Annotated in this window: 10 protein-coding genes and 1 tRNA gene; 6 read left to right on the top strand and 5 right to left on the bottom strand. The window is 50.8% G+C overall.

Annotated features, from left to right (window positions below):
* Positions 1-472: 472 nt before the first annotated feature.
* Positions 473-2,131, top strand: a complete 1,659-nt coding sequence (locus ABZJ92_RS11695; protein WP_000599806.1) for an ATP-dependent endonuclease — start codon at positions 473-475, stop codon at positions 2,129-2,131.
* Here ABZJ92_RS11695 and ABZJ92_RS11690 read toward each other — a convergent pair.
* Entirely contained in the window at positions 2,128-3,084 is a 957-nt protein-coding gene (locus tag ABZJ92_RS11690; protein WP_353765437.1) for a VirK/YbjX family protein, read from the bottom strand. The two genes, ABZJ92_RS11695 and ABZJ92_RS11690, sit on opposite strands and share 4 nt — an antisense overlap.
* A 150-nt stretch (positions 3,085-3,234) precedes the next feature.
* On the opposite strand from ABZJ92_RS11690, the gene macA reads away from it, so the two are divergent.
* Together macA and macB are read left to right on the top strand one after the other, a co-directional pair.
* Entirely contained in the window at positions 3,235-4,350 is a 1,116-nt protein-coding gene (macA, locus tag ABZJ92_RS11685) for a macrolide transporter subunit MacA (RefSeq protein WP_000746446.1), read from the top strand.
* Positions 4,347-6,293: a macrolide ABC transporter ATP-binding protein/permease MacB gene (gene macB / locus ABZJ92_RS11680; RefSeq protein ID WP_000188161.1), complete on the top strand. Its 1,947-nt coding sequence runs from the start codon at positions 4,347-4,349 to the stop codon at positions 6,291-6,293. The genes macA and macB overlap by 4 nt, the downstream gene beginning before the upstream one ends.
* Positions 6,294-6,365: 72 nt before the next feature.
* On the opposite strand, the gene cspD is transcribed toward macB, so the two are convergent.
* Positions 6,366-6,590, bottom strand: coding sequence for a cold shock-like protein CspD (cspD, locus tag ABZJ92_RS11675; protein ID WP_000410785.1), 225 nt, complete (start codon positions 6,588-6,590; stop codon positions 6,366-6,368).
* A gap of 149 nt (positions 6,591-6,739) precedes the next feature.
* Between cspD and yljB the strand changes: the two genes are divergently transcribed.
* The 3 genes from yljB (at position 6,740) to clpA (ending at position 9,540) form a co-directional block, all read left to right on the top strand.
* Positions 6,740-6,814 carry a protein YljB gene (gene yljB, locus ABZJ92_RS11670; RefSeq protein ID WP_001406719.1) on the top strand — a complete coding sequence of 25 codons (75 nt, stop codon included), beginning with the start codon at positions 6,740-6,742 and terminating at the stop codon, positions 6,812-6,814.
* Positions 6,815-6,912: 98 nt separating this feature from the next.
* Positions 6,913-7,233, top strand: coding sequence for an ATP-dependent Clp protease adapter ClpS (clpS, locus tag ABZJ92_RS11665; protein ID WP_000520781.1), 321 nt, complete (start codon positions 6,913-6,915; stop codon positions 7,231-7,233).
* A 30-nt stretch (positions 7,234-7,263) separates the two neighbouring features.
* Positions 7,264-9,540, top strand: a complete 2,277-nt coding sequence (gene clpA / locus ABZJ92_RS11660; protein WP_000934033.1) for an ATP-dependent Clp protease ATP-binding subunit ClpA — start codon at positions 7,264-7,266, stop codon at positions 9,538-9,540.
* A 402-nt stretch (positions 9,541-9,942) separates the two neighbouring features.
* Here the strand turns inward: clpA and ABZJ92_RS11655 are convergent.
* The 3 genes from ABZJ92_RS11655 to aat form a co-directional block, all read right to left on the bottom strand.
* Positions 9,943-10,030: transfer RNA gene (locus tag ABZJ92_RS11655), tRNA-Ser, on the bottom strand.
* 253 nt (positions 10,031-10,283) lie between these two features.
* Positions 10,284-10,502, bottom strand: a complete 219-nt coding sequence (gene infA, locus ABZJ92_RS11650) for a translation initiation factor IF-1 (RefSeq protein WP_001040187.1) — start codon at positions 10,500-10,502, stop codon at positions 10,284-10,286.
* A gap of 284 nt (positions 10,503-10,786) precedes the next feature.
* Complete coding sequence (gene aat, locus ABZJ92_RS11645; RefSeq protein WP_001241678.1) at positions 10,787-11,491, bottom strand: leucyl/phenylalanyl-tRNA--protein transferase; 705 nt, start codon at positions 11,489-11,491, stop codon at positions 10,787-10,789.
* Positions 11,492-11,528 lie beyond the last annotated feature (37 nt).

Raw genomic sequence — 11,528 nt, 5'->3', positions numbered from 1 at the left:
TCTGATGGAAATGGAAGCCACGCAAGCACCTTAAAATCACCATCATACACTAAATCAGTAAGTTGGCAGCATTACCGAAAAATATGGTCGTTTTATAGGGTCGTCGTAAAAAATGACGACGGAAATAATGCGCGGCTATTTTAAAAACGAAGGCGAGTCATTCACCAGATAAATAAATCCAGTAAATTTGATTTAGGGCAACAGCGGGTTGCCCCATATAGTCATTTGTCTGATTGACAGTGTAGTGCAAGCAAAAGATTTAATCCTTTAGGCGTAATAAAAAATAATTTATCATGCTAATTATTTGATTTTGTTGTTTTTGCGGGCTTATCAGCAAGAGGGAGTATAACGCGATTATTCGCTCATTTTTCAGACAATTGCCATGCTTAAATGTGATGTCATCACGTATTAGCAAGGCCTTTCCCGTTATACTGCGAGCGTAAAGGATAAGTCACATATTTCTGGAGGGGATATGATTCTTGAGCGCGTTGAAATTGTGGGTTTTCGCGGTATCAACCGTTTGTCGTTGATGCTCGAACAAAACAACGTCCTGATTGGGGAGAACGCGTGGGGTAAATCCAGCTTGCTGGACGCCTTAACCCTGCTGCTATCGCCAGAATCAGATCTCTACCATTTTGAGCGCGACGATTTCTGGTTCCCGCCGGGAGATATCAACGGGCGAGAACATCATCTGCATATTATTTTGACCTTCCGCGAATCGCTGCCAGGCCGACATCGGGTTCGCCGTTATCGGCCGCTGGAAGCGTGCTGGACGCCATGCACCGATGGCTATCACCGTATTTTTTATCGTCTGGAAGGGGAGAGTGCGGAAGACGGCAGCGTGATGACACTGCGCAGTTTTCTCGATAAAGACGGACATCCGATTGATGTTGAGGATATTAACGATCAGGCACGCCATCTGGTGCGTTTAATGCCGGTGCTGCGCTTGCGTGATGCCCGTTTTATGCGCCGTATTCGTAACGGCACGGTGCCAAATGTCCCCAATGTGGAAGTCACCGCGCGCCAGCTCGATTTCCTCGCCCGTGAGTTGTCCTCACATCCGCAAAATCTCTCTGATGGACAGATTCGTCAGGGACTTTCCGCAATGGTGCAGTTGCTTGAGCATTATTTCTCTGAGCAGGGGGCTGGACAGGCGCGATATCGTTTAATGCGGCGGCGGGCCAGCAATGAGCAACGAAGCTGGCGCTATCTGGACATCATCAACCGGATGATTGACCGACCTGGAGGGCGCTCGTATCGGGTTATTTTGCTCGGCCTGTTTGCTACTTTATTGCAGGCAAAAGGCACATTGCGACTGGATAAAGACGCGCGTCCGTTATTGCTAATTGAAGATCCAGAAACCCGCCTGCATCCGATTATGCTTTCCGTTGCCTGGCATCTGTTGAATCTTTTGCCTTTACAGCGTATTGCTACCACCAACTCTGGCGAGCTGCTTTCGTTAACTCCAGTGGAACATGTTTGCCGCCTGGTGCGTGAATCTTCTCGTGTTGCCGCCTGGCGTCTGGGGCCAAGTGGCTTGAGCACCGAAGACAGCCGCCGCATCTCTTTTCACATTCGTTTTAATCGTCCGTCATCGCTGTTTGCTCGCTGCTGGTTGCTGGTGGAAGGGGAAACGGAAACCTGGGTTATCAATGAACTGGCGCGTCAGTGCGGACATCATTTTGATGCCGAAGGGATCAAGGTCATTGAGTTTGCCCAGTCCGGGCTAAAGCCACTGGTTAAATTTGCCCGCCGAATGGGGATTGAATGGCATGTACTGGTCGATGGCGATGAAGCAGGGAAGAAATATGCCGCTACGGTACGCAGCCTGTTGAATAACGATCGGGAAGCCGAACGAGAACATTTAACGGCGTTACCGGCGCTGGATATGGAACATTTTATGTATCGCCAGGGATTTTCCGATGTGTTCCACCGCGTGGCGCAAATCCCGGAAAATGTACCGATGAATCTACGCAAAATTATCTCGAAAGCGATCCATCGCTCTTCCAAACCCGATCTTGCCATTGAAGTGGCAATGGAGGCAGGACGTCGTGGTGTGGACTCCGTACCAACGCTGCTGAAAAAAATGTTCTCACGCGTGCTGTGGCTGGCGCGCGGTCGCGCGGATTAACCGCGAAACATCGTGGCCATTTGTGGCTGAATAGCGTCGAGCATCTCATAGCGCCGACGGTATTCAGCCCGTTTTTTACTGGCGATTTCGGCAATCTCTTTTCGTGCTATCTGTGCTGGAAGGCGGTAATGGCGTTCAGCATCACATACGCCGCCAACCGACTCCCAGAACGCGTTGTAATCAGCATGGATCTTGCCTTCTTTATCGCGATAACGCAGGCTGCGGTAAATATGCGTTTCATTGCTGACGGCAATAATCTGCTCTACCTGCAAACGTTGGGCAAACAGACAGGCCGCTTCCATCACGAGGCGTTTGGGAAATAGCCCGTGGCAGGCTTTCGTCGCATTCTGGATTTCCTGATGTGGAATTTCCCATTTTGCGCCTTGCAGTCCGCCAATAAACATCGTTCTTTTCCCCTGATATTCACACAGGGTAAACGTGATCTCTGCCAGAGGAATACCTTCGCTGTTGCGGAACAGGATTGTGCTGTCACCTTCTTTATCCATTGAGATCATCATGGTCAGCTCAAGCGTGAACTGCTCACCGTTTTTGCCTTCCAGTTTAGCCAGTTGCAGCCCGGGGGTATTCAAATATAAGCTGAATTCTTCCGCCGACATACACCCGCGGAGTAACGCATAATGGTAACGTAACGCCTCCAGCAATTGCTTACGGCTAAGATTCGCGGCAAGGTAAGGGCGATGCAGACGCACAGGCAGTCGCGGCTGGCGCGTTAACAACACATTGAGATTAGGCCAGTGGGAAAGTTCGTTCATCCACTCAACGCTTAAACGCGGCATAATCAACGAGCGCAGCAAAAATTTCTGGCGAAAACTACAGCGATGCCAGAATTTACCCGGCCGACACTGTCCACGTGTCAGACTAAGAAAAAGTGACAGGCTGCTGAGAGATTCAGATGGCGTAAAGGTCCGTTCAGTTAGCTGCGACATATTCATGAAATCAATGGTTATACATGACGTCGATTTCACCATTGCGTATCTTAACCAAACATCAATAGTGTGATTACTAACGTAAATTTTAGGGTTTTGTTGATATTTCGTTGAAGTTAATGACCCGGATTGGCATATGGAGTATTCAGAATATTTATGAAAAAGCGGAAAACCGTGAAGAAGCGTTACGTTATTGCGCTGGTGATAGTCATCGCCGGACTGATTACGTTATGGAGAATTCTTAACGCACCCGTGCCGACTTATCAGACACTGATTGTGCGCCCCGGTGATTTACAGCAAAGCGTGCTGGCGACCGGAAAGCTGGACGCGCTGCGTAAGGTTGACGTGGGCGCGCAGGTCAGCGGTCAGTTGAAAACGCTGTCGGTGGCGATTGGCGATAAAGTAAAAAAAGACCAGCTTTTAGGGGTCATTGATCCTGAACAGGCTGAAAACCAGATCAAGGAGGTCGAAGCAACGCTGATGGAGCTACGCGCGCAGCGGCAGCAGGCGGAAGCGGAGCTGAAACTGGCGCGGGTGACGTATTCCCGTCAGCAACGTCTGGCACAAACGCAAGCGGTTTCACTGCAGGATCTCGATACCGCCGCGACGGAGATGGCTGTGAAACAGGCGCAAATTGGCACCATTGACGCGCAAATCAAGCGCAATCAGGCCTCTCTCGATACGGCTAAAACCAATCTCGATTACACCCGTATCGTTGCCCCGATGGCTGGGGAAGTGACGCAAATCACCACTCTGCAAGGCCAGACGGTGATTGCCGCACAGCAAGCACCGAACATTCTGACGCTGGCAGATATGAGCACTATGCTGGTAAAAGCGCAGGTTTCTGAAGCGGATGTAATCCACCTGAAGCCGGGGCAAAAAGCCTGGTTTACGGTGCTTGGCGATCCACTGACGCGCTACGAGGGGCAAATCAAGGATGTGCTACCGACGCCGGAAAAGGTAAACGACGCTATTTTCTATTACGCCCGTTTTGAAGTACCCAACCCCAATGGTTTGCTGCGGCTGGATATGACCGCGCAAGTGCATATTCAGCTCACCGATGTGAAAAATGTGTTGACGATCCCTCTGTCGGCGTTAGGCGATCCGGTTGGCGATAATCGTTATAAAGTCAAATTGTTGCGTAATGGTGAAACACGCGAGCGTGAAGTGACGATTGGCGCACGTAACGATACCGATGTTGAGATTGTCAAAGGGCTGGAAGCGGGCGATGAAGTGGTGATTGGTGAGGCCAAACCAGGAGCTGCACAATGACGCCTTTGCTCGAATTAAAGGATATTCGTCGCAGCTATCCTGCCGGTGATGAGCAGGTTGAGGTGCTGAAGGGCATCAGCCTCAATATTTATGCGGGTGAGATGGTCGCGATTGTTGGCGCTTCGGGTTCCGGTAAATCGACCCTGATGAATATTCTCGGCTGCCTGGATAAGGCCACCAGCGGCACCTATCGCGTAGCCGGTCAGGATATTGCCACGCTGGACGCCGATGCGCTGGCGCAACTGCGCCGCGAGCATTTCGGCTTTATTTTCCAGCGTTACCATTTGCTTCCGCATTTAACCGTCGAGCAGAACGTTGAAGTACCCGCCGTCTATGCCGGTCTTGAGCGGAAACAGCGACTGCTTCGTGCCCAGGAGTTGCTGCAACGGCTGGGGCTGGAAGACCGTACAGAGTATTATCCGGCACAGCTTTCGGGTGGTCAGCAACAGCGCGTCAGCATCGCGCGGGCATTGATGAACGGCGGTCAGGTAATTCTTGCCGATGAACCGACCGGCGCACTGGACAGCCATTCTGGCGAAGAGGTGATGGCGATCCTGCATCAGCTGCGCGATCGCGGGCATACGGTGATTATCGTCACCCACGATCCGCAGGTCGCTGCTCAGGCCGAGCGGGTGATCGAAATTCGCGACGGCGAAATTGTGCGCAATCCTCCCGCCATTGAAAAAGTGAATGTTGCTGGCGGGACGGAGCCTGTTGTCAATACAGTGTCTGGCTGGCGGCAGTTTGTCAGCGGTTTTAACGAGGCGCTGACGATGGCATGGCGGGCGCTGGCAGCGAATAAAATGCGTACTTTACTGACCATGCTGGGGATTATTATCGGTATTGCGTCGGTGGTTTCCATTGTCGTGGTGGGTGACGCCGCCAAACAAATGGTGCTGGCGGATATTCGTTCTATTGGTACGAATACTATTGATGTCTATCCCGGGAAAGATTTTGGCGATGACGATCCGCAATATCAGCAGGCGCTGAAGTACGACGACTTAATCGCCATCCAAAAACAACCGTGGGTCGCCTCAGCCACACCTGCCGTCTCGCAAAACCTGCGCCTGCGTTATAACAATGTTGATGTTGCTGCCAGTGCCAATGGCGTGAGCGGCGATTATTTTAATGTCTATGGCATGACCTTCAGTGAAGGAAACACCTTTAATCAGGAGCAGCTGAACGGTCGTGCGCAGGTCGTGGTTCTCGACAGTAATACTCGCCGCCAGCTTTTCCCCCATAAAGCAGATGTGGTTGGCGAGGTGATTCTGGTCGGCAATATGCCCGCCAGAGTCATTGGTGTGGCGGAAGAAAAACAGTCGATGTTTGGTAGCAGTAAAGTGCTGCGTGTCTGGCTACCTTACAGCACGATGTCCGGGCGAGTTATGGGCCAGTCGTGGCTTAACTCCATTACTGTCAGGGTGAAAGAAGGATTTGACAGCGCCGAGGCGGAACAGCAACTCACGCGTTTACTTTCACTGCGCCACGGTAAGAAGGATTTCTTTACCTGGAACATGGACGGCGTCTTGAAAACTGTTGAAAAGACCACACGTACTTTACAACTGTTTCTGACGCTGGTGGCGGTGATTTCGCTGGTGGTGGGCGGTATTGGTGTAATGAATATTATGCTGGTGTCAGTGACCGAGCGGACGCGGGAAATTGGCATTCGCATGGCTGTAGGTGCGCGAGCAAGCGATGTTTTGCAACAGTTCCTGATCGAAGCCGTACTGGTTTGCCTGGTCGGTGGCGCGTTGGGAATAACACTGTCACTGTTAATTGCTTTCACCTTGCAGCTTTTCTTACCCGGCTGGGAGATTGGTTTTTCACCGTTGGCGCTGCTGCTGGCGTTTCTCTGCTCGACGGCCACCGGGATTTTATTTGGCTGGTTACCCGCACGAAATGCGGCACGACTGGATCCAGTAGATGCTCTGGCACGGGAGTAATTTTTGAGATAAAAATGCCAGCCGATCGGGCTGGCATTTTGCCTTTAGGATGTACACAATGAGACAGAAGAGCTATGCGACTGCCGCTTCTACTTCGACGGGCACAATAACACTGGCGTGATTGCCTTTTGGCCCCTGGTGGACATCAAACTGAACGGATTGTCCAGCTTTTAGCGTTCTGTAACCATCCATCTGAATGGTGGAATAATGAGCGAAAATATCTTCGCCGCCGCCTTCAGGGCAGATGAAACCAAACCCTTTGGCATTGTTGAACCACTTAACAGTACCCTTTTCCATGCTTCGACATCCTTCGCAAATCTTATACAAGTAAGATGGAATAAACCGGGGTCAGAGAGGGGGCTGTTCAAAACCTCGCCAACTCTAGAAATACAATTTAGAGAATTAGGGCGAGCCGTCAAGCATTTGACAGGGGCCAGGGGGCAGGTATGAATCAAAAATTTGAAGCAGTTAACGCTATTGACAGGAATGTGACAGATGTCGCTGATGCCAACGATAGATGATAGTTATCTATCATGTGGAGTAGATTGGTCAGGCAAATAAGCTCTTGTCAGCGGCAGGGCGTTCTGCCGATAACCGTAACCGAAGATGATAACTGACAATGGGTAAAACGAACGACTGGCTGGACTTTGATCAACTGGCGGAAGAAAAAGTTCGCGACGCGCTAAAACCGCCATCTATGTATAAAGTGATATTAGTCAATGATGATTACACTCCGATGGAGTTTGTTATTGACGTGTTACAAAAATTCTTTTCTTATGATGTAGAACGTGCAACGCAATTGATGCTCGCTGTTCACTACCAGGGGAAGGCCATTTGCGGAGTCTTTACCGCCGAGGTTGCAGAAACCAAAGTGGCGATGGTGAACAAGTACGCGAGGGAGAATGAGCATCCATTGCTGTGTACGCTAGAAAAAGCCTGAATGCAGGCATAAAAATTGGGGGAGGTGCCTATGCTCAATCAAGAACTGGAACTCAGTTTAAATATGGCTTTCGCCAGAGCGCGCGAGCACCGTCATGAGTTTATGACCGTCGAGCACTTGTTACTGGCGCTGCTCAGTAACCCATCTGCCCGGGAGGCGCTGGAAGCGTGTTCTGTGGATTTGGTTGCGCTCCGTCAGGAACTGGAAGCCTTTATTGAACAAACCACACCCGTTCTGCCTGCCAGTGAAGAGGAGCGCGACACACAGCCGACGCTGAGTTTTCAGCGTGTACTGCAACGTGCGGTCTTCCATGTCCAGTCCTCCGGTCGCAATGAGGTTACCGGTGCAAACGTTCTGGTCGCTATCTTCAGCGAACAGGAGTCGCAGGCGGCATATCTGTTGCGTAAACATGAAGTCAGCCGTCTCGATGTGGTGAACTTTATCTCTCATGGCACGCGTAAAGACGAGCCGACACAGTCTTCTGATCCTGGCAGCCAGCCAAACAGCGAAGAACAAGCTGGTGGGGAGGAACGTATGGAGAATTTCACGACGAACCTGAACCAGCTTGCGCGTGTGGGCGGAATCGACCCACTAATTGGTCGTGAGAAAGAGCTGGAGCGTGCTATTCAGGTTCTCTGCCGTCGCCGTAAAAACAACCCGCTGCTGGTGGGGGAATCTGGTGTCGGTAAAACCGCGATTGCAGAAGGTCTTGCCTGGCGAATTGTTCAGGGTGATGTGCCGGAAGTGATGGCTGACTGTACGATTTACTCTCTCGATATCGGTTCTCTGTTAGCGGGCACAAAATATCGCGGCGACTTTGAAAAACGTTTTAAAGCGTTGCTCAAGCAGCTGGAGCAGGACACTAACAGCATCCTGTTTATTGATGAGATCCACACCATTATCGGTGCGGGTGCAGCGTCTGGTGGTCAGGTCGATGCGGCTAACCTAATCAAACCGTTGCTCTCCAGCGGTAAAATTCGCGTAATTGGTTCGACAACCTATCAGGAGTTCAGCAACATTTTCGAGAAAGACCGTGCTCTGGCGCGTCGCTTCCAGAAAATTGATATTACTGAACCGTCGATCGAAGAAACTGTTCAAATCATCAATGGCCTGAAACCGAAGTATGAAGCGCACCACGACGTGCGTTATACCGCAAAAGCGGTGCGTGCGGCGGTAGAGCTGGCGGTGAAATACATTAACGATCGTCATCTGCCGGATAAAGCCATTGATGTTATCGACGAAGCAGGCGCTCGCGCACGTCTGATGCCGGTAAGCAAACGCAAGAAAACCGTTAATGTGGCGGATATTGAGTCCGTGGTGGCCCGTATTGCACGCATTCCAGAGAAGAGTGTTTCTCAGAGTGACCGCGATACCCTGAAAAAACTCAGCGATCGCCTGAAAATGCTGGTCTTCGGCCAGGATAAAGCCATTGAGGCGCTGACTGAAGCCATTAAGATGGCGCGTGCAGGTTTAGGTCACGAACATAAACCGGTCGGTTCGTTCCTGTTTGCCGGTCCTACCGGGGTCGGGAAAACAGAGGTGACGGTACAGCTTTCGAAAGCGTTGGGCATTGAGCTTCTGCGCTTTGATATGTCCGAGTATATGGAACGCCATACCGTCAGCCGTCTGATTGGTGCGCCTCCGGGATACGTTGGTTTTGATCAGGGCGGTTTGCTGACCGATGCGGTAATCAAGCATCCACATGCGGTGCTGCTGCTGGACGAAATCGAGAAAGCGCATCCGGACGTGTTCAATATTCTGTTGCAGGTGATGGACAACGGTACGCTGACCGATAACAACGGACGCAAAGCGGACTTCCGTAACGTGGTGCTGGTGATGACCACTAACGCCGGGGTACGGGAAACTGAGCGCAAATCCATTGGTCTTATCCACCAGGATAACAGCACCGATGCGATGGAAGAGATCAAGAAGATCTTTACACCGGAATTCCGTAACCGTCTCGACAACATTATCTGGTTCGATCATCTGTCAACTGACGTGATCCATCAGGTGGTGGATAAATTCATCGTCGAGTTGCAGGTTCAGCTGGATCAGAAAGGTGTTTCTCTGGAAGTGAGCCAGGAAGCGCGTAACTGGCTGGCCGAGAAAGGTTACGACCGGGCAATGGGCGCACGTCCGATGGCGCGTGTCATCCAGGACAACCTGAAAAAACCGCTCGCCAACGAACTGCTGTTTGGTTCGCTGGTGGACGGCGGTCAGGTGACGGTTGCGCTGGATAAAGAGAAAAATGAGCTGACTTACGGATTCCAGAGTGCACAAAAGCACAAGGCGGAAGCAGCGCATTAATCTGATTGTCAGGTAGGTTGGTGAAGTCCGTAATCTCGTCAGGGGTTACGGACTTTTTATTTATGGGGTGGAACGGTGAAAACCCTATTTTTGGAGGTGAAGGTAAGTTGTTGATAATTAGTGCTGCTGGAAGGTAAGGATAAAAAAGGGTGCTGCAGGAGAATGGGATGGTTTTGCTTTATTAACAACGGGCTAAACGTGTAGTATTTGAGTTCACTGCCGTACAGGCAGCTTAGAAATCGACGGGGTGCGGTAAAACCTTTGCGAACGCGTTCACTGCCGTACAGGCAGCTTAGAAATTCACAGGTAACATACTCCACCCGCCCACCATGTTCACTGCCGTACAGACAGATAAAATGCGAAAAAAAAGCTCGCACTTTCGTACGAGCTCTTCTTTAAATATGGCGGTGAGGGGGGGATTCGAACCCCCGATACGTTGCCGTATACACACTTTCCAGGCGTGCTCCTTCAGCCACTCGGACACCTCACCAAATTGTTTTGCTACCAAACCTCATGGGTGGCAACGGGGCGCTACTATAGGGAGTTGGAGTAAAACGGTCAAGAAGAATTTTAATGATAATTATTGTTTGCTCATACTGTAAACAACTTGTGCAGTATATCTACATCGAGACAAGTTATGGACTTATACTTCCAAAGTACTTCATACATATCACAAAATAAAAAGGCCGGTTAAACCGACCTTTTACTCGTTCTTTCTCTTCGCCCATCAGGCGGTAAAACAATCAGCGACTACGGAAGACAATGCGGCCTTTGCTCAGGTCGTACGGGGTCAGTTCAACAGTCACTTTGTCGCCCGTCAGGATGCGGATGTAGTTTTTGCGCATTTTACCGGAGATGTGTGCAGTAACCACGTGACCGTTTTCTAACTCTACGCGGAACATGGTATTAGGCAACGTTTCAAGAACGGTACCTTGCATTTCAATATTGTCTTCTTTGGCCATCTAATCCTCTGGGGTATCACTACCGTAATTTGAACCGGCAAGATAATGCCGAAGTTCTGTAAATAAGTAAAGATTTGCGCGCTAAATCGCAACAAACAGGTTCGGCACATTACTCCGAAAACACACGGCTAAGCCGCACCAAAAGCGCAACGTATAAGGGAGCGGTGAGATAAACGATGGGCGTTACCTGACGCGAAAAATTCCTTATCGGCAGCGGGGTAATGAGCGTAACCAACTCTGCGACCGCAATTATAACACTCTGGGGAGAAATGTGCCGAAAACATTCATTCTTGTGGTGAAAACAAGCACCGTGGTACCCAGAAATTATTCGGCAATCGTCCGAGGCGCATTTGATTGAGATAATTAAGGTAATCCCGGCGGGGAATTTCGCAGGCACCAAGCGATGCTGTGTGATCGTTAAGGACCTGGCAGTCGATAAGCTTACCGCCATGACCGATAAATTCCTCACAGAATACCAGAAGCGCCGTTTTAGACGCATTTTCCATCCGGCTGAACATGGACTCGCCACAAAATAGCGTTCCCTGGGCCACGCCGTACATACCGCCGACAAGCTCATCTTCACGCCAGACTTCAATGGAGTGGGCATGACCGAGTTCGTGAAGGCGATGGTAGGCTTCGACCACGCCACGCGTGATCCAGGTTCCTTCTTCGCGATCGCTGGCACAGCCTTCAATGACCTGACCAAAAGCGTAATTCATCGTGACACGATAGGGCGAGCGTTTATGAAATCGCTTCATACTACGGCTGATATGCAGTGATTCTGGCCATAGCACCGCGCGGGGATCGGGCGACCACCAGAGGATGGGGTCGCCTGGAGAAAACCACGGAAAAATACCACGCTGGTAAGCCATTAACAGGCGCGCAGGGCTAAGATCGCCCCCAAGTGCCAGCAGGCCGTTAGGCTCACGTAATGCGCCTTCCGGGGAAGGGAAGGCTATTGAATGGCGAGAAAGCTGAACCAAGCGCATGACCGCAAAACTCCACGCAAGTCGGATCGTTCAATAA

The sequence above is a fragment of the Shigella sp. FJ200513 genome (assembly GCF_040495915.1).
In the GTDB taxonomy this organism is placed as follows: Bacteria; Pseudomonadota; Gammaproteobacteria; order Enterobacterales; family Enterobacteriaceae; genus ECMA0423.
This window is presented reverse-complemented; position numbering and strand designations above follow the sequence as displayed.

Excerpts from the sequence above, each read along its gene's own strand:
- macB (WP_000188161.1), top strand. The coding sequence starts at position 4,347 with ATGACGCCTTTGCTCGAATTAAAGGATATTCGTCGCAGCTATCCTGCC.
- aat (WP_001241678.1), bottom strand. The coding sequence starts at position 11,491 with ATGCGCTTGGTTCAGCTTTCTCGCCATTCAATAGCCTTCCCTTCCCCG.
- clpA (WP_000934033.1), top strand. The coding sequence starts at position 7,264 with ATGCTCAATCAAGAACTGGAACTCAGTTTAAATATGGCTTTCGCCAGA.
- ABZJ92_RS11695 (WP_000599806.1), top strand. The coding sequence starts at position 473 with ATGATTCTTGAGCGCGTTGAAATTGTGGGTTTTCGCGGTATCAACCGT.
- cspD (WP_000410785.1), bottom strand. The coding sequence starts at position 6,590 with ATGGAAAAGGGTACTGTTAAGTGGTTCAACAATGCCAAAGGGTTTGGT.
- ABZJ92_RS11690 (WP_353765437.1), bottom strand. The coding sequence starts at position 3,084 with ATGAATATGTCGCAGCTAACTGAACGGACCTTTACGCCATCTGAATCT.
- infA (WP_001040187.1), bottom strand. The coding sequence starts at position 10,502 with ATGGCCAAAGAAGACAATATTGAAATGCAAGGTACCGTTCTTGAAACG.
- macA (WP_000746446.1), top strand. The coding sequence starts at position 3,235 with ATGAAAAAGCGGAAAACCGTGAAGAAGCGTTACGTTATTGCGCTGGTG.
- clpS (WP_000520781.1), top strand. The coding sequence starts at position 6,913 with ATGGGTAAAACGAACGACTGGCTGGACTTTGATCAACTGGCGGAAGAA.